Below are 17,574 nucleotides of genomic sequence, written 5' to 3' on the forward strand. Positions count from 1 at the left end.
TTTTTAATAGTTCATTAATTCATCATACAAATACTGCAGGCGGCTGCGCAGGTGCAGCACCGCATAACGTTTCCGGCTGATGATGGTCTTCAGGTTCTCTCCGGACCGGTTGGCGATTTCCTGCAGGGTAACTTCCTCCAGCTCGTTCAGGATAAAGACGTCCCGCTGGTTTACAGGAAGCTCATCCAGCGCGGAAAACAGCTCTTCCCAGAAAATTTTTTTGATGTCTGCCAGTTCCGGGTCATTATCGAGTGTAAAAAACAGCTCTCTGAACTGGAGCTCTCCTTCTTCGTTCTCATACCGGTAGTCATCGATCCGGTTGTCTTTTTTCTTGCGGTACTTGTCGGTGATCTTGTTGCGGGCCACTTTGAACAGCCAGCCGCTTACCTGTTCAATAGTCTGGTTCGTGCTGGCATTGGCATACTGGTACCAGACGTCCTGCAAAATATCTTCTGCGTCTGCATCGGTGTTTACATTTTTACGAATGAACCCAAAGAGACGCTTACCGTAATCCTTTACGGTCTGAATGACATTTTGCTTCCTTTCCTCCGCCAATATTGCCAGTTTTTGCTCCTGCATCAGAAAGATAAGACGATTGAACGGATAAATTACTTTAAAAGAAAGCCCCTGATTTTTAAATTTTTTCTGGAAGACTTCCCGTTACCGGCTGTAAAACAGGGTAAAATGGTGCGCACTTGCGGGCAAACGGCTATTTATGGGGCACAAAACCGCCGGGTTTAATAAATTTGCGCGGATGCATGTCGGAAAAGGCGCATAACAGATCTATTAAAATAATCGGAATGGTTCAAAGTGTTTTTTTTCAGGTAGATAACGAAATACCCTGGCAGGATGCGGGGCCGGGTGTACTGCGGCAGGTATATGGTCATGGAGATGATCTGATGCTGGTTAAAGCGAAGTTTGAAAGGGGGGCGGAAGGCACCCCGCACGAGCACAAACATGCTCAGGCAACCTATGTAGCAGGGGGGTCTTTTGAGGTAACGATCGGCGATCAAAAGAGAATAGTAACCACCGGGGATGGCTTTTATGTTCCCCCGCATGTGTTGCATGGATGTATCTGCCTGGAAGCCGGGATGCTGATCGATGCATTCAGTCCCCGCCGGGAAGATTTTCTTTAAACGGGGCACCCCGATGACGGAACTACCTTTTTAGCATGGCCTGCCGGATCTGTTCCTTTTTTTGCCGGGAAACGGGGAGCTGTACATTGTTCTCCAGCAGCAGGCTGCCGCCATTTTCTTTGAGGATGCTTTTTATAAAATGCCGGTTCACGAGGTAAGAGTTGTGGCAACGGATAAATCCGTAATCTTCCAGCAACTGGTCGTACTCAAGCAGCGGCCTGGAGATGGTGAGCTTCTCATCGTTTTGAAGGTAAAAGAGGGTGTAATTATTTTTAGCTTCACAATAAATGATATCTGATGGGTGGATAAACCGGATTTCTTTGGCTGAGGGCAAGGCGATCTTATGTTCCTGCCGGTCGGTTTGCCGGAGATGAAGTAAAAGATTTTTTAATTGTTCGTTCTGCTTTTTCTCTTCAATTTTTCGACGGGCGCGGGCTACTGCTGTCATCAGGTCGGCCAAGGCAATGGGCTTTAACAGGTAATCAATGGCCGAAAATTTAATCGCCTGTATGCCGTATTTGTCAAAACCGGTAACAAAGATCACTTCAAAATCCTGTGCCGGAAGAGATTGCAGCAGGTCAAAGCCGTTTTGCCCCGGCATCTGTATGTCCAGGAAAATGAGCGCCGGCCGATGCAGCAGAATGGCTTCGCGCCCTTCGGCTGCATTCAGAGCGGAGGCAACGATCTTTATCTCAGGGCAATGTTCTGAAAGCATCAGGTGCAGGTTGCTGATATTATTCGGTTCATCGTCTACAATAACTGCTTGCATGGCCTAAAATTAAATCAGAATGCTTCAATTATAACCAATGTTTAAAAGTAAGGGTGGCAACGGTCGTATCTGTTTGATTGGAAAAAATGCTGAATCCGATATGGAAATCCTGCTTTTTCAAAACGGCGATGCGCTCCTTAACCAGCCGTATTCCTAATCCGCCGTGATACTGTTTGGTATTAAATCCGCTGCCATTGTCCCGTATGGCTATTTCCAGGTTCCTGTTCTCCTGCGAAACGAAGATCTGAAGGCTGCCATGCTCCCTTAACGATGAGATGCCGTGTTTTATCGCGTTCTCTACCAAAGGTTGCAGCAGGAGCGATGGGGTCATCAGGTTCTCCGCCACAACGGACTCATCGGTCTTTATCGTATAACGAAAATTGAAACGCAATTGTTCCAGTTTTATATAGGTTTCCAGCGTTTGCAGCTCCTGCGATAAGGGCACGAGTTCCTGTTCACTGTTATAAAGTGAGTTGCGCAGTAAAGTGCTGAATTCAGTGAGATAATGATTGGCTTTCTGATTTTCGTTTTTGTTCATCAGGTATTGAATAGACGCCAGTGCGTTGAACATGAAATGAGGGTTGAGCTGGCTCTGGATGGATTGAAGCTCCAGCCGGATCTTGTTGGCCTTTTGTTTGACGGCGTTTAAACGTATCTTATAAATAAGGTAAAAGAGGATGGCGGATAAGGCCCCACTGCCCAGGACCCACCACAGGGTGGAGTGTTTCAGCGGTTGGATCTCCAATTCTATTTTCAGGGGTTTCGCCTTTTCTGCTGAATACTTTACATACAGCAAGTATTTTCCCGGCTGCAGGTTTTCAAGAAGTATGGAAGGGGTGTAGGACAATGCCGTGCTGACCCAGTTGCCGTCATTTATTTTGTATTCCAGCTTATCTAATTTCCCGGACCGGGCGTTTCTTAAGAAGTGTTCAAATAAGATCAGTACCTCGTTCCTGTCTGTTGTAAACGAGGTATAAGGCGGAGTTTTATCTGCCGGCACTATTTGGCTGAAATGATATCCGGCATTTTTTTTCTTTTTCGCGATCAGAGCGGAGTCGGTGGTCATTAAGATCGGAATGGGTTCCGGAAAGACATAATTAAAAAGGAATTGAACCAGCATCTTTTTATTCCGGTTGTCAAAAAGACCATAACTGGTAAAATAAGGATCGAAAGATAATGAACGGTTGTCATTAAACTTTGCCGCGTCATAGGGCCGCCAGCTGATCGCTGCAGAATTCGGATCCTGGTCATTAGTCACTTTGAAGCTATAGCCGGCTTCAAAGGAGTTCACCAAAATGATGTTTTCAGACAGGTCATTTACATCGATCCGGTAGGTATTGGCGTTGAGTTTTTTTATGTTGTTCTGTAATGATGTGTCGGTAAAGCCGGCATAATCTTTTTCCCGCAACCGCAAAGATCTTTGTAGAAGAAATACATTGAAAAGCGTGGGGTACGGCGCGTCATCCACGGCTTTACGCATCCTTGTTGAATCAAAGAAGGGAACAGGTCCTGTATCAACCACGGATGGAGCTTTTTGTGCCCGGCAGGGAAGCCCCGGTAATACGGAAATAAAGAACAGGAGCAGGCAATATTTATTCATTGAAGCAGGCCGTTTTTTTTGATAAAAGAACCAAGACTGTCTATTGAAATATCTTTGGCAATAATAAGGTTATTTTTCCCGATCAGAAGATTGGAAGGCAAGGCGGGGATGCTGTACGTTTGCTCTATTCCGCTATCGGGTACTATTTGGGGATACCTGAGTTTAAACCGGCTGATGACCGCTTTCAGATCTTCTTTCCGGCTGTCCATTCCAACGCCTATAAATTCGATTTTTGATGTATCGGCCAATTGATAGTATGATTGGATGGAGCGTAGCTGCGCAATGCAGGGTTTGCACCAGGTAGCCCAGAAGTCGATGAAGAGATACTTTCCGGGCAGGCCGGCGATGTTCATCAGCTGGCTGGTCAAAAGCCTTCTTCCCTGAAGCGATGGCGCCCGGAAGCCAATTTGATCAGAGTGCAGGTTATCCTTTCCGTTTATTTTTTTCAGCCGGATATGCTGCGTCAGGATGTCTACTCCCAGAAACTGGTAGGATTGACCTTTTATGTTTAAGAACCGGCCCTGTTGTATGATCTGACCGGAAGGAACACTGTCGGCTGCGAGACGGCCCTTTCCGAAGATCAGGTCGCTGTTAACGTAGGACAGGCTCATGAAATACCGGGGACTTATATAAAAATGATGACCGTTCCAGGCAGCACTGCCGAATTGCGAAAAATTGACCATGATCGTTTTGCGGGAATTCATGGCTACTAAAAGGCGTGCTTTTTCTGTAATGATCCTTTTGCCGTTGTATCGTTCGAATGTTATGGGGAAGGTTGCCCTTTCCATCATTCGCTTGTCTTTAAGGCTCTTTAAGCTGACGGGCGTAAAGGCGGTGTCATCACTGAAGTCATCATTGCGGTTTTTGTCAATGATCACCTGGGATTTACCGGTTGCTTTATGAATGCCGCTGACGACATTAAAAAAACAATTGATTTCCTTTCCGGTAAGCTTTTCTTTTTCAACCCTTGCAAGCCAGATGGCCGGCAAGGAATCGGGCCGGGGATCTTTAGCGTTGGCCGAGAGTAAGTTTTGATACTGATATTGGTGTGGGAGAATGGTAATTACCCGTAGCTGAACGCTATCGAGGTTCGCGGGTATTCCTTTTAACAGGGACCCGTTGCCGGGTATGCTATCCGTAGTGATCGTACTGATTGTCCTGTAAAAGGGGCCATATCCGTTTTGCAGGGCAACAGGGATCCGTATTTCCTGTGCCGGACCTTTGTATCCAATGAGCAATGCTGCGCACAAAAAGATGAACTTTTTCATCTGGTGAATTTTTGAGTACTTGTCTTTTGAAGAACAAAAGTACAGGCAGGCGCAAACCCGGTAGCGGATACTGTGTAATTGACGGTCGCTTATGTGTAAACGGACATTATTCTCCCATCTCATCTCCCTCTTTCCACTCATGCTTCCACCGCCGGTGACTCCAGAGCCACATATCGGGGTGCTGGCGAATGGTGGCCTCGAGGAAGGTTACAAACTTCTTTGTCAGGGTGTTTTCGTCGGTATTGGTGCCGGGATCTTCCTCCGCTAAGGTAAAGGTTACCTGGTAGTAGCCTCTTTTCCGGCGCTCAATAGCGGCAAACAGCACTACGGCGTTGTTGGTGATGGCGCTTTTTGCCGGACCGATGGTAAACGCTGTTTTCCGGTTAAAAAAAGTGAACCACCGGGCCTTGTTCATGCGCCCGCCGGGGCTTTGATCGGCTACCAGTCCAAGACAGTACAGGGAGCGGCGGTAAGGGAGAAACTCGCGCGTCATGTTGTGCGCGCTGAGCAGTATGGCCCCGCTGCGGGAGCGTAACTTTTTAAACACACGGTTAAGAGGTTTACTGCTGATGGGCATGTACACGCCGAGGAACAGGTGGCGGATCTTGCGTACTACCTGTACGTTCCCCCACTCCCAGTTAAACGTATGCCCCAGTATCAGCTGCACACTGCGGCCCTGGTCATAATAGCGGTTGATCACTTCCCAGTTGCCGGTAAAACGTTTTTCAAAAAAGGAATCGGGTGCAGAGAGCAGCTTAACGGTTTCTACAAAGGAATCAATGAATTTATGATAGAAGTCTTTGGCAATGCGTTTCCGTTCTGCAATCGTTTTCTCCGGAAAGGCAATGGCCAGGTTATGCAGCACTACTTTTTTCCGGTACCCGATGAGATAATAAACTACCGCATAAAAAAGATCGGATAGCAGGTACAGCACCGGCAACGGCAGCAGGGAACATAAATATAAAAAACCGTAAATGACGAAATACATTCAACTAATAAATCACAAATAAAAAATCACAAATTTCAAATCGCAAACTCCGAATTCTGAACAATGAACTTTTTAATTACAGCACCACATTCTGCACCAATGCGCTTTTTTCGGGATAATCTGTATTATAGTTCAGTCCGCGGCTCTCTTTGCGGAATATGGCGGCCTTTACAATAAGATAACCCACCGTGATGAGGTTGCGCAGCTCCAGCAGTTGCGGTGAAACCTTGCTGGAACGGTACAGCTGTTCCGTTTCCTCCCACAAAAGGTCCAGGCGCTTGGAAGCCCGTTCCAGGCGGATGTTGTTGCGTACAATGCCCACATAGTCTGTCATTACCTGCCGCAGCTCTTTGAGGCTTTGGGTAATAAGGATCATTTCCTTGGGTTGCATGGTTCCCCTGGCATTCCATTCCGGGATCTCGCCGTGGTAATGGTGCTGGTTCAATGCACCGTTGTGCGCGTTTTGAGACACCTGCTCAAAACAGCGGTGGGCAAACACCACGGCTTCCAGCAGCGAGTTGCTGGCCAGCCGGTTGGCGCCGTGCAGTCCTGTGCTGCTGCACTCGCCCACTGCGTATAAGTTCCGGATGGAGGTGCGGCCCCATTCATCTACTTTAATACCACCGCAGCTATAATGCGCCGCGGGCGACACCGGGATCATATCCCGGGTGATATCGATGCCGATGCTTTTGCATTTTTGATAGATATTGGGGAAATGTTCCAGGAATTTTTCCAGCTCAAAGTGCCGGCAGTCCAGCCACACATGCTCGGTGCCGGTCCGTTTCATTTCACTGTCGATGGCACGGGCAACAATATCGCGCGGAGCAAGATCTTTGCGCTCATCGTATTTTTCCATAAAGGCCTCACCGTCTTTATTGCGGAGGATGCCACCATCACCGCGGACGGCTTCTGTAATTAAAAAAGCCTGGCCGGTAAGCCCGGCTTCAAACAAGGCCGTGGGATGAAACTGGATGAACTCCATATTTTCGATACGGCCCTTGGCACGGTACACCATGGCCACTCCATCGCCCGTAGCAATGCCCGGGTTGGTGGTGGTCCGGTACACCTGCCCGTTGCCCCCTGATGCCAGGTAGGTGGTTTTGGCCAGAATGGTCTCAATTTCGTTGGTGTTCAGGTTGAGCACATAAACACCGTAGCATTCAATGTCCGGGGTGGCCTTGGTAACCAGGTAGCCCAGGTGGTGCTGCGTGATCAGGTCGATAACGAAGCAATGCTTGACGATCTCGATGTTGGGACAGGAAGCAGCAGCTTCCAGCAGGGCGCGCTCTATTTCCCACCCGGTAATATCCTTGTGATGCAGGATGCGGAATTCGCTGTGCCCCCCCTCTTTGCCCCGTTTATAATCACCATCCGCCTCGCGGTCAAAATTGGTGCCCAGCGCGATCATTTCGTTGATGCGGTCCGGACCTTCTTTTACAACGATCTCAACAGTATTTTTATTACATAGTCCGTCGCCGGCAATGAGGGTATCTTCAATATGCTTTTCAAAGCTGTCGTGCTCCGGGTCATTGACCACCGCCACACCGCCCTGGGCATATTTTGTATTGGTTTCGTCCGCTGCTGCCTTGGTGATCACCAATATTTTTTTGTCGGGAAACTGTTTTGCCATCTTGTAAGCGTAGGTAAGCCCCGCAATACCGGTTCCGATCACCAGAAAATCAACCTGCTGCATGTGTACTGTTTAAAACAGTAAAAATAAGATTTATTTGGGTTTGGGAAGTAGGCGAAAAAAATGCAGGAGCGGGCGCATGGATTTTACTGCTACAGAATCGCTGACCGCTTCTGATTAACGATCAGCATCATTGCGGAACGCAGCAGCGGATCAGTAGTATTCAGTATGGAGTTCTATCATTGGCTTACTCAATATTTATGCACTGCCGGGGAAAAGCGCAACCGGTTGTCCTGTTCCGTCATGGTTCCGGTAGCGCTTCTTGTGTATCTTCGTTACCCAGGTAATTCAAAATGAAAACAATTATGAGTGCTATGCGTAAAATAATAGGGATGGTGTTGATGACCAGCTGGCTGCCGTTTGCAGCAATGGCCCAGCCATCCAAAGTAAAGCATGTTATTCTCATCGGGTGTGATGGATTTGGGGCCTATGCGTTGCCCGGGGCGGAGATGCCACAGTTGAAAAAGCTCATGCAGGGAGGTGCCTGGTCCTTAACCGCGCGTTCAGTACTGCCCTCTTCCAGCGCAGTAAACTGGGCTTCAATGCTGATGGGTGCGGGGCCTACGGTGCATGGTTATACAGAATGGAACAGTGCTGTTCCCGAAATTCCGTCTGCAGATACGAGCCGGTTTGGCCTGTTTCCCTCAGTGTTCTCTTTACTAAAGGAGCAACGGCCGGAAGCGGTATCCGCATTGATCTACAGCTGGCAGGGGATCAACCCGCTTGTAGAAGAAGCCGCAACCACCATACGGGTACCCGCTAAGGATAACGACGATTTTTGTGCCGATACGGCTGCTGCGATCATCCGGGCCCAAAAACCAGTACTGACCTTTGTGCACCTGGATCAGCCAGATGGTGTGGGACACAAAGTCGGCCATCGTACACCCGAGTACTACCAGGAATTGAAAAAAGTGGATGCCCGTATCGGGAAGATCGTAAAAGCGGTGGAAGACGCGGGGATCGCGGAAGAATCGGTGATCATCATCACAGCAGATCACGGCGGAAAAGGGAAAGGACACGGGGGCAAATCGCTGGATGAGGTACAGATCCCCTGGGTGATCTATGGCCGGCGTGTGCAGAAAGGACAGGCGCTGAAGCACCCGATTATCACTTATGATACGGCCGCCACCATTGCCTGGCTGCTGAAGCTGAAAACACCGGAAAGCTGGCGGGGATTGCCCGTTAAAGAAGCCTTCCGGTAATATCCCTTTTTCTACCGGGTGGCTTTTTTGAGTCGTTCTGTATATTCCTGTATAACGGCAGTTTTATCTTTTTTGATCTTTTTACCCAGCTCCCTGCGCGGGCAGCGGGCATCATAGCGGGCGCCCCAATCCATCAGCTCAATGATGACGGGCAGGAGGTCTGCGCCCTTTCTCGTGAGCCGGTAGATGTATTTTGACCGGTTGACCGGGGACACTTCTTTCGATAAGATCTGCGCCCCTTCCAGTACAGACAGCCGGTTGGTAAGGATGTTCGTGGCGATCTTTTCTTCAGACTGTAAAAACTCGCTGTAGGAGCACTTGCCCCGGAGCATTACATCCCTGATGATCAATAAGGACCATCTGTCGCCAAAAATATCCAGTGAACAACTGATGGGGCAATCCGATCTTCTTTTATCCATGTTTTTTATAAAGTACTTGCAATTTGCAATAACTTTACTAACTTAGTACTTGCAAAGTGCAAGAACAAAGATACGCATTGCTTAACACTTAAAAACGACACATGATGGATTATTCAGCTGCCACCAAACAACTTTTGGAACGTTATTATGCCGGTTTTGCCCGGAAGGAAGGATGGGAGTCCATACTGGCCGAGGATTTTGTATTTACCGGCGGCGATATGATGCGGCCTGAACCGGTTGTGGGCCGGGCGGCCTACCGGCAGGTGATCGCCCGGTTTTCAAAACTGTTCAAAACCATGCGGGTAAAAGAAATGATCGTTGAGGGCGAACGGGCCTGTGTGACCGGCACTTATGATTATGTGTTCCCGAATGGTGCGCATATGACCGGTGATGTGGCGGAGATCTGGAAGGCACGGCACGGAAAATTACAGGCCCTGACCATATTTTTTGACACGCTGACGTTTCAGCAAAACACTCCCCTGTAATAAGGCGTATCATGGCATACAGTGAATCGCTTGCAAAACGGATGCGACAGGCCCTGGCATCATTGCCGGATGTTGCGGAAAAGAAGATGTTTGGCGGGCTTGCCTTTATGGTCAATGGGAAAATGTGTCTTACCGTTGGCCCCGGAAGGATCATGTGCCGTATAGACCCGGGTATGCAGGATGCCCTTGTTGCCAGGGAAGGATGCAGCACGGTGGTCATGAAGGGGCGGGTCTACCGGGGATATATTCATGTAAGTGAAGCCGGGCTCCAAAACAAAGCAGCCCTCGGTTACTGGATCAGACTGGCGCTGGAATATAACAAAGTATTGTCAGGTACAGGCAGGCCAAAGAAGCGGCCGTACTGATAGCAACCTAACAACATCTGAAATTCTTTTAACAGAATTCTAATAGGAGCCCGGGCCTCAGGACTGGTTTTTGTGGCAATAAACGGGGGCGTCAGTAATTGCTCCCGCAAATAAGATGATGAACTACAAAAATACAGTATCATGAAAAAGAGAATTGCTATTCTGGCCACGCATGGTTTTGAAGAAAGCGAATTGAAGTCCCCCAAAGAACAGCTGGAACAACAGGGCTGGGAAGCCCTGATCGTAAGTCCCGAAGCCGGTAGCGGCCATTTGTCATGGTCCGCAGCTGCTGATCAATGCAGGTGTGGTAGGTGGCCGCCGGATGACCTCTGTGCCCGCCATCCGTGTGGACCTTGTTAATGCGGGGGCCGATTGGGTGGATGAGGAAGTTGTGGTGGATGCGGGATTGGTTACGAGCCGTACACCAAGGGATCTGCCCGCATTTAATAAAAAGATGGTGGAAGAGATCATGGAAGGTGTTCATGCAGGATATCGATGAACTATGGAACAGCAGGAGCGGTTTCCTGAACCTGCAAGTTCTCAGGGCAAAGCATCTCCCGCTTATTGGAAGTTCTGCGGCGTAGACGCCCGGGACAGACTGCCGGATAAACGGATCTGTTTTACCGTCCGATCAGTTGAAGGTATTGCCTCCGCTGCTCAATAACGCTCCAGGTCATCACCAGGGCCATCAGTGTAGGCATGATCCAGCCACCAGGATCGGCGCTGATATGGGTAAGAAGAATACCCGCCATAACCGGAGTGAGGATCAGGACCCCCAGAGCGCGGTACCGGGGTATAATAAACAAAATACCTCCTGTAATTTCAGCAATGCCCACCAGCGGCATGAGCCAGGAGATCTGTATCATAGCGGAGAATAATTTCAGCGATGCTTCGGGCATTTCTTCAGGCATGGGCAGGTAATTAAAGAATTTATTCAGTCCGGCATTGATAAATAATAGTCCTGTAAGCAAACAGGCAGTAAAGAGAAGTTTCTTTTTCATATTGTGATTTTTTTGAGGGGTCATGGAAATAATCGTTTAGTAAACTGCCGTTTCCTGCAACTGTTCAAATACCATATAGTTCTGAAGGCGAACGGGCTTACCGTTTTCAAGTTCATACACATCGCAGAAAAAGCTGTTCCTGAACGTGCCTTCTTTATCCTTACCGGTAATGGTACCGGTTCCGGCTACTTTATTTCCTTCAGAGATCAGGCCCGTGATCCGGCCCGATACCAGCTCCGGCATGTTCCTGAAAAAATTGCGTACGGCCTCTTTTCCCGCGGGTAATTCCAAAAACCCTGGCCACCCAACCTGTACTTCCTCGCTCCTCTGAGCCAATGCCTGTTCAATGTTGCCGTTTAAAAAAGCATGGATAACATCCTGTACGATTTCCCTATTGTTCATAATTGTTTTTTTATGGGATGATTGAAAATTGATACCTGCAAGATACATTGTCGTTAAAACGGAAGCAGATGCCATTTGCGTCGTTCTTCAATGCAGATTGCGACAGTGGTCCCAATAGACACGATCGTGCTTCACTTCCCGGGCGGTGTAAAAGAAATGCAGTATCTTTCTTTAAAATTGGACCATGACCCCGGATGTAGCAGCCTACAACAATGCCCAGGTAAATGAAGACCAGGTGATCTGCGATCTGCTGGCGCGGGAAATTGACAGCAATCTGCCGCAGGCCGAAAACAAGATCTGGCACCGGCACCCGGTCTGGTTCCTGGAAGGAAACCCTGTTGTTGGTTATAGCAAGCTGAAGGACTGCATCCGTTTATTGTTCTGGAGCGGCCAGTCCTTTGATGAGCCGGGGCTGCATCCGGAGGGCAGTTTTAAGGCTGCGGAAACCCGTTATACCCATGAAAGTGAAGTGGACAGGAGGCACCTGAAGCGGTGGCTGAAAAAGGCAGCAACCATTCAATGGGATTATAAGAACATCGTGAAACGAAAGGGCGTATTGGAACGGCTGAAATAAAAGAAAGTTTTTTCTACCCGGATCTGCTGCGTGGCCCGACAACCTTACCGCCATGGAGGAAACATTTACCCATGTACGAACGATGATCAGCATTATCCTGGGCTTTGGGATCGCCCAGCTGCTGAAGAATGCTGTAAAGCTGATCGATCACAATAAGGGCGCAAAACCCTACCTTCTGCATCTTTTGTGGGTCGGCTATACTTTTTTGCTGATCATTCATTTTTGGTGGTGGGAAGCCCGTTTGACCGGCGTTGGCAGCTGGAATTTCCTGGAATATCTGTTCCTTATCTTTTATACGACTATGTACTTCGCGCTGTCGGTTCTCATCTTTCCGGATAATATCAGCGACTATAAAAGCTATAAGGATTATTTCTTCTCCCGGAAAAAATGGTTCTTTTCTTTCCTGATCGTCATCTTTATCGCCGATTTTGCAGACACGCTTCTAAAGGGAACGGGGTACTTCCGGTCGCTGAACTGGGAATACCCGGTGCGCAATCTTGCACATATCGTTTTATGTTTATTGGGGATACGGTTTTATAATGTACGCTTCCATTATGTACTGGCTGGCCTCTTCATCCTGTATGAGATATCGTATATCTTCCGGCATTATTTCTTTTAACAGTAATAAAGGCTGCAGCACCCACTGCGGTTATGAAAAGGAGCAATGGGCTATGGCTCGATCCAGGCTTCATTTTCCTTTAGCAGGTTGATGAGCTCGTCTACGGCAATGTCGCTGTTCACATTCCGTTTTACCACGTCCTTGCCCTTATAAAGGGTGATCTTTCCCGGGCCGCTGCCTACATATCCAAAATCGGCGTCAGCCATTTCGCCGGGGCCGTTAACAATACAGCCCATAATGGCAATTTTAACGCCCTTGAGGTGATGGGTAACGGACCGGATCTTTGTAGTGGTTTCCTGCAGGTCGAACAGGGTACGCCCGCAGGAAGGACAGGAAATGTATTCTGTTTTGGAGATACGGGTGCGCGTGGCCTGTAAGATGCTGAAGGCTGTATTGTTCATAAACTGTTCGGCAGCGCCGGTGTCTGTGGCCGAGGTATAGCGGCGTCCGCTCAGCTGTGCGTCGTTAAAATCAGTATAGGCCTGCGCGCTCATGCCCAGGCAAATACCGTTGCCATAGCCATCGAGGAACAGTGCACCGGTTTCCGTGGCAAAATGGATCAGGTGCTCATCTGCCGTGCTCCAGTTGCTGCAGGTAACAAAGAGCAGCGGATGCCGGATGCCGCGTTCCGCTAATGCGATGCACATACACCGCACGGACTGCAGGGCATTCTTATTGGTGCTGCTCAGGCAAAGCACGGTGTTTGGCCGGCCGGCCAAGGCATCCAGGTGCTGAAGACCGCCTGCATCCAGCATTACAAAATTGAGGATATCGCTTGTGGTGGTGGCATTGATGAATGCATCCGCTTCGTATATGGGAAAGTATTTTGTATGGTCCTGCGCGGCGGCCCAATGCTCCGGTGTGGTGATCACTTTTAGTGTTCCGGGCAGGGCGAAATCCAGTTCCGCTTTAGCGGTATAAATATAGTCCGCTGCTGCATCCGCGATATGCCATTTATCATTGGCGGCATCATAGGTGTATCCTACCGCCTTCAATGATGCCGGTGTAATGGCCGGCAGCTTGCTGAGATCGGCCACCACTACGGGCACCTGCTCTCCGCCGATGTTCCCGACACTGATGGTCTTGTGTTTTTGCGATTGGAAGGGATTGTAGCTCCCTCCCCAACCCTTCCCGGAGGTGAGGGAGTTCCCCCCACGGGGAGCAGGGAGCATATACCGTTTTACAATATCCCGGCATACCGGAATTTCCAGCTCCGGGTCTTCGGTTAAGGAAACACGGATGGTATCGCCAATGCCGTCTTCCATAAGGGTGCCGATGCCAACCGCCGATTTGATGCGGCCATCTTCGCCGTCGCCGGCTTCGGTAACGCCCAGGTGCAGGGGATAGATCTCGCCAAATTCTTCATCCATCGTTTTGATGAGCAGGCGGTAGGCCTGCACCATTACGATCGGGTTGCTGGCCTTCATGCTCAGTATGATCTGGTGATAGCTTTCGTTCCGTGCAATACGTAAAAACTCCATCGCGCTTTCCACCATGCCCATGGGCGTGTCGCCATAGCGGCTCATGATCCGGTCGCTCAAGCTGCCGTGGTTGGTACCGATCCGCATGGCTGTGCCGTACTCCTTGCACACTTTGATCAGGGGGGTGAACCGGTCGCGGATCCGGTCAATTTCTTCTGCGTATTCCGCATCCGTATATTCGATCTGTTCAAATTTCTTTTTGTCAACATAGTTGCCCGGGTTCACCCGCACTTTTTCTACGATGCGTGCCGCAATCTCTGCAGCGTTGGGCGTAAAATGGATATCGGCCACCAGGGGTGTATGATAGCCCCTTTTACGCAATTCGTTTTTTATGTTGAGCAGATTTTCCGCTTCTTTTTTCGAAGGCGCCGTAATGCGCACTAGTTCCGATCCTGCTTCAATACAACGGATGGCCTGTTCCACCGTGCCCATGGTGTCCATGGTGTCCGTGGTGGTCATGGTTTGCAGGCGGATGGGGTGGTTGTTGCCCAACAACAGGTCTCCGATCTTTACCTCTTTGGTTAACAGTCTTTTATATGAAGTGAGCGATGCTGCGTATAATTCCATGCTGCAAAGATAACCAATGTTTAGGTGGCAGGACGCACCAGCGAAAGCGGGCCCCGCTTGTTTTTCGGGATATACAGACCAGTGCGACCCGGCCGGGAAGCGCTGCCCATAAACGGCATTGGCTTTTCCGCCTTTTCTCTTTATCTTTCCCCTTCGTTAACGACGCCCTTCATGTTTATTAAGGATCCTTTAAAGATATTCGCGCTTACTGTTTTTTTGATGTTGTTTTCCGGAAGCATTCCGGCGCAACAGCATTCGCCGGTGGCCTTCATTGAAAGGCTGCATCCCGGTCTGGATGCTGTTATAGATACCCATGCCGTTGTTTCTGTGATTGCCGATGGCTTTGAATGGGTGGAGGGGCCGCTGTGGGTGGAATCCGAAAAAATGTTGTTGTTCTCCGATGTGATGAAGAACCGGATCTGCCGGTGGACCGCGCAGAAGGGTGTAAGCCCGTATTTGGAGCCCTCGGGATATACGGCCGCCGTGCCGCGGGGTAAGGAACTGGGCTCCAACGGACTGGCCATTAACCCGCAGGGACAGCTGGTGCTTTGCCAGCATGGCGACCGCCGTGTGGCGGTCATGGAAGCGCCGGTTGCTGATCCGCAACCAACGTTCGTCACGGCTGCCGGCAGCTATAACAACAAAAAATTCAACAGCCCCAATGACCTTGCCATAAAAAGCAATGGCGACATCTATTTTACCGATCCGCCCTACGGGCTTGAAAAGGGCCCGGACGATCCGGAAAGGGAACTGCCCTTTTTTGGGGTATACCGCATTGCAAAGGACGGAAAAGTTACCTTGCTGACCGATAGTCTTAGCCGCCCTAATGGCATTGCCTTTTTTCCGGGTGAAAAACAGGTACTTATTGCCAACTCAGATCCGCAAAAGCCGCATTGGTATCTTTATGACCTGAACAGTAACGGGCTGCTTGCAAACGGGCGTATCTTCTTTGATGGTAGCGCAATCTTTCAAAAAGAGCACCGTACCCCGGATGGCATCAAGATCAATGATAAGGGTGTTGTTTTTGCACCCGGGCCTGGCGGTGTATGGATCTTCAGCAGGGAGGGCCGGCCGTTGGGAAGGATCAGGACCCCGCTCATTACCTCCAATTGTGCGTTTTCCGGAAATTATAAAACCCTCTTCATCACCGCTGCGCATTGCGTGCTCAAAGTAGCGTTAAAATAACAGGAACAAATTTTTCCAAAATAATGATGACAGTCTATCAGCAAATAACCAGCAATAAGCTCGTTGCCATTTTAAGAGGCGCCGATCCCCGGGATGTGGTGCGCATTGCCGCTGCCTTGTATGAAGGAGGCATCCGGCTGCTGGAGATCACCATGAACTCGGAAGCGCCGCTAAAGGCCATAGAGCAGGTGGCTCATAAACTGGGCGATCGTCTGGTGATCGGTGCCGGAACGGTACTGGATGCGGGCATGGCTGCGGATGCTGTCAGTGCCGGTGCACGGTTTATTCTTTCGCCAGTAGTGGAGGCTACGGTTATTTCCGCTGCCAGAAAGCTGGGCGCGGTAAGTATTCCGGGGGCATATACCGCAACCGAAATCTATACGGCCCACCGCGCCGGTGCGGATATTGTAAAGGTTTTTCCCGCTACTTCACCCGCCTACATTAAGGACCTCAGAGCTCCCCTTCCGCATATTCCCTTATTGCCTACCGGAGGTATTACGCCGGAAAATATCGGCGCTTATCTGAAGACCGGGGCCGTGGGGTTTGGCATTGGCAGCGCATTGGTGAATACGAAGGAACCGGTAACGGGTGCTTACCTGGAAACACTGAAAGAGAACGCCCGGAAATTTATACAGGCCATTCAACCCTAAACGGAAGCGCATGAAAATAAAGAGTTATGAATTGTTCCAGGTACCGCCACGCTGGTTGTTTTTGAAGATCGAAACGGATGCGGGGATCACAGGCTGGGGCGAACCGGTGATCGAGGGAAGAGCAGCCACTGTAAAGGCTGCGGTGGATGAGCTGATGGAATACCTCACGGGGAAAGATCCCTTAACCATCGAAGACCACTGGAACACAATGTACCGCGCGGGCTTTTACCGCGGCGGCCCGATCCTGATGAGCGCTATTGCCGGTATTGATCAGGCACTTTGGGATATAAAAGGAAAATATCACAATGCGCCGGTGTACCAGCTCCTGGGAGGCAAAGCCCGTGATACCATGAAGGTATATTCCTGGATCGGCGGCGACCGGCCGGCAGAGGTGGGGGAGGCAGCCCGGCGGATGGCCGATCAGGGCTTCCTGGCTGTAAAAATGAATGCGACAGAGGAATTGCAATACGTGGACAGTTTTGATAAGATCGATCAGGCGGTAGCACGCATTGCTGCGGTACGTGAGGCCACGGGCCCGGCCTTTGGTATCGGCATCGACTTTCACGGGCGTGTGCACAAGCCCATGGCAAAGATCCTGGCAAAAGAGCTGGAGCCTTTCCGGCCGATGTTCATTGAGGAACCGGTGTTGCCGGAAAACAATGAAGATCTGCGGGAAATTGCCCGACATGTGTCGATACCCATTGCTACCGGGGAGCGGATGTTTTCCAAATGGCAGTTCAAAACCCTGCTTACTGCGGGCTATGCTGATATCATTCAGCCCGATGTATCGCATGCAGGCGGCATCACCGAATGTAAAAAAATCCTTTCTATGGCCGAAGCTTTTGATGTGGCCGCCGCTCCGCATTGTCCGCTCGGTCCCATTGCACTGGCTGCCTGTTTGCAGGTAGATGCTACTTGTCACAATGCATTTATCCAGGAGCAAAGCCTGGGCATCCATTACAACCAGGGCAGCGATCTGTTGGATTATCTTACAGATAAAACCGTTTTTGAATATAAAGCGGGGTATGTAAACATCCCCGGTCAGCCAGGGCTGGGCATTGTGGTCAATGAAGCTCATGTCCGTAAGATGGCCGCTGCCGGCCACAACTGGCGCAATCCCGTGTGGCGGCATACCGATGGCAGCATTGCAGAATGGTAACATAACGCGCATGC

At 49.8% G+C, this 17,574-nt stretch carries 20 protein-coding genes; 10 read left to right on the top strand and 10 right to left on the bottom strand.

The window, feature by feature from the left end:
- Positions 1-3 precede the first annotated feature (3 nt).
- On the bottom strand, positions 4-579 hold the full coding sequence (locus tag B160_RS0107355) for an RNA polymerase sigma factor (protein WP_018627253.1): 576 nt from the start codon (positions 577-579) through the stop codon (positions 4-6).
- A gap of 221 nt (positions 580-800) precedes the next feature.
- Between B160_RS0107355 and B160_RS0107365 the strand changes: the two genes are divergently transcribed.
- Positions 801-1,136, top strand: coding sequence for a cupin domain-containing protein (locus tag B160_RS0107365; RefSeq protein WP_026309613.1), 336 nt, complete (start codon positions 801-803; stop codon positions 1,134-1,136).
- Between the two features lie 22 nt (positions 1,137-1,158).
- Here the strand turns inward: B160_RS0107365 and B160_RS0107370 are convergent, their stop codons facing one another.
- From B160_RS0107370 to nadB, 5 genes are all read right to left on the bottom strand, one after another.
- Positions 1,159-1,905, bottom strand: coding sequence for a LytR/AlgR family response regulator transcription factor (locus tag B160_RS0107370; protein WP_018627255.1), 747 nt, complete (start codon positions 1,903-1,905; stop codon positions 1,159-1,161).
- 28 nt (positions 1,906-1,933) lie between these two features.
- Positions 1,934-3,505: a sensor histidine kinase gene (locus B160_RS30485; protein WP_018627256.1), complete on the bottom strand. Its 1,572-nt coding sequence runs from the start codon at positions 3,503-3,505 to the stop codon at positions 1,934-1,936.
- Positions 3,502-4,773 carry a TlpA family protein disulfide reductase gene (locus B160_RS0107380; RefSeq protein WP_018627257.1) on the bottom strand — a complete coding sequence of 424 codons (1,272 nt, stop codon included), beginning with the start codon at positions 4,771-4,773 and terminating at the stop codon, positions 3,502-3,504. Before B160_RS0107380 ends, B160_RS30485 begins: the two co-directional genes overlap by 4 nt.
- A 106-nt stretch (positions 4,774-4,879) precedes the next feature.
- Positions 4,880-5,761: a lysophospholipid acyltransferase family protein gene (locus B160_RS0107385; protein ID WP_018627258.1), complete on the bottom strand. Its 882-nt coding sequence runs from the start codon at positions 5,759-5,761 to the stop codon at positions 4,880-4,882.
- A gap of 76 nt (positions 5,762-5,837) precedes the next feature.
- The gene (nadB, locus tag B160_RS0107390) at positions 5,838-7,454 is read right to left on the bottom strand and encodes an L-aspartate oxidase (protein ID WP_018627259.1); all 1,617 of its coding nucleotides are present in this window, start codon (positions 7,452-7,454) and stop codon (positions 5,838-5,840) included.
- Between the two features lie 311 nt (positions 7,455-7,765).
- On the opposite strand from nadB, the gene B160_RS0107395 reads away from it, so the two are divergent.
- The gene (locus tag B160_RS0107395) at positions 7,766-8,653 is read left to right on the top strand and encodes an alkaline phosphatase family protein (RefSeq protein ID WP_026309614.1); all 888 of its coding nucleotides are present in this window, start codon (positions 7,766-7,768) and stop codon (positions 8,651-8,653) included.
- An 11-nt stretch (positions 8,654-8,664) separates the two neighbouring features.
- Here the strand turns inward: B160_RS0107395 and B160_RS0107400 are convergent, their stop codons facing one another.
- Positions 8,665-9,072 carry a winged helix-turn-helix transcriptional regulator gene (locus tag B160_RS0107400; RefSeq protein ID WP_018627261.1) on the bottom strand — a complete coding sequence of 136 codons (408 nt, stop codon included), beginning with the start codon at positions 9,070-9,072 and terminating at the stop codon, positions 8,665-8,667.
- A gap of 101 nt (positions 9,073-9,173) precedes the next feature.
- Here B160_RS0107400 and B160_RS0107405 point away from each other — a divergent pair, with 101 nt between their 5' ends.
- The 3 genes from B160_RS0107405 to B160_RS31050 all read left to right on the top strand — a co-directional run bounded on the left by B160_RS0107405 (position 9,174) and on the right by B160_RS31050 (position 10,421).
- Complete coding sequence (locus B160_RS0107405; protein ID WP_018627262.1) at positions 9,174-9,557, top strand: nuclear transport factor 2 family protein; 384 nt, start codon at positions 9,174-9,176, stop codon at positions 9,555-9,557.
- Positions 9,558-9,568: 11 nt separating this feature from the next.
- On the top strand, positions 9,569-9,922 hold the full coding sequence (locus B160_RS0107410) for a TfoX/Sxy family protein (protein WP_018627263.1): 354 nt from the start codon (positions 9,569-9,571) through the stop codon (positions 9,920-9,922).
- Positions 9,923-10,226: 304 nt separating this feature from the next.
- On the top strand, positions 10,227-10,421 hold the full coding sequence (locus B160_RS31050) for a DJ-1/PfpI family protein (RefSeq protein ID WP_281163363.1): 195 nt from the start codon (positions 10,227-10,229) through the stop codon (positions 10,419-10,421).
- Between the two features lie 121 nt (positions 10,422-10,542).
- Here the strand turns inward: B160_RS31050 and B160_RS0107420 are convergent, their stop codons facing one another.
- Complete coding sequence (locus B160_RS0107420; protein ID WP_018627265.1) at positions 10,543-10,923, bottom strand: DoxX family protein; 381 nt, start codon at positions 10,921-10,923, stop codon at positions 10,543-10,545.
- A gap of 36 nt (positions 10,924-10,959) precedes the next feature.
- On the bottom strand, positions 10,960-11,325 hold the full coding sequence (locus tag B160_RS0107425; RefSeq protein ID WP_040679602.1) for a nuclear transport factor 2 family protein: 366 nt from the start codon (positions 11,323-11,325) through the stop codon (positions 10,960-10,962).
- Positions 11,326-11,509: 184 nt separating this feature from the next.
- On the opposite strand from B160_RS0107425, the gene B160_RS0107430 reads away from it, so the two are divergent.
- Complete coding sequence (locus tag B160_RS0107430) at positions 11,510-11,899, top strand: DUF1801 domain-containing protein (RefSeq protein WP_018627267.1); 390 nt, start codon at positions 11,510-11,512, stop codon at positions 11,897-11,899.
- Positions 11,900-11,951: 52 nt separating this feature from the next.
- Entirely contained in the window at positions 11,952-12,518 is a 567-nt protein-coding gene (locus B160_RS0107435; RefSeq protein ID WP_026309615.1) for a hypothetical protein, read from the top strand.
- A gap of 50 nt (positions 12,519-12,568) precedes the next feature.
- Here B160_RS0107435 and ispG read toward each other — a convergent pair whose 3' ends face one another.
- Positions 12,569-14,566, bottom strand: coding sequence for a (E)-4-hydroxy-3-methylbut-2-enyl-diphosphate synthase (gene ispG, locus B160_RS0107440; protein WP_018627269.1), 1,998 nt, complete (start codon positions 14,564-14,566; stop codon positions 12,569-12,571).
- A 171-nt stretch (positions 14,567-14,737) separates the two neighbouring features.
- Here ispG and B160_RS0107445 point away from each other — a divergent pair, with 171 nt between their 5' ends.
- From B160_RS0107445 to dgoD, 3 genes are read left to right on the top strand one after another with little or no spacing between them, the layout of a single operon-like run.
- Positions 14,738-15,751 (top strand): SMP-30/gluconolactonase/LRE family protein, encoded by a 1,014-nt coding sequence (locus B160_RS0107445; RefSeq protein ID WP_157557945.1) that lies wholly within the window; start codon positions 14,738-14,740, stop codon positions 15,749-15,751.
- 23 nt (positions 15,752-15,774) lie between these two features.
- Positions 15,775-16,401, top strand: coding sequence for a bifunctional 4-hydroxy-2-oxoglutarate aldolase/2-dehydro-3-deoxy-phosphogluconate aldolase (locus B160_RS0107450; RefSeq protein ID WP_245562164.1), 627 nt, complete (start codon positions 15,775-15,777; stop codon positions 16,399-16,401).
- Positions 16,402-16,411: 10 nt separating this feature from the next.
- Positions 16,412-17,560, top strand: coding sequence for a galactonate dehydratase (gene dgoD, locus B160_RS0107455; RefSeq protein ID WP_018627272.1), 1,149 nt, complete (start codon positions 16,412-16,414; stop codon positions 17,558-17,560).
- Positions 17,561-17,574: the final 14 nt, after the last annotated feature.

The organism is Niabella aurantiaca DSM 17617, from assembly GCF_000374125.1.
Taxonomy (GTDB): domain Bacteria; phylum Bacteroidota; class Bacteroidia; order Chitinophagales; family Chitinophagaceae; genus Niabella; species Niabella aurantiaca.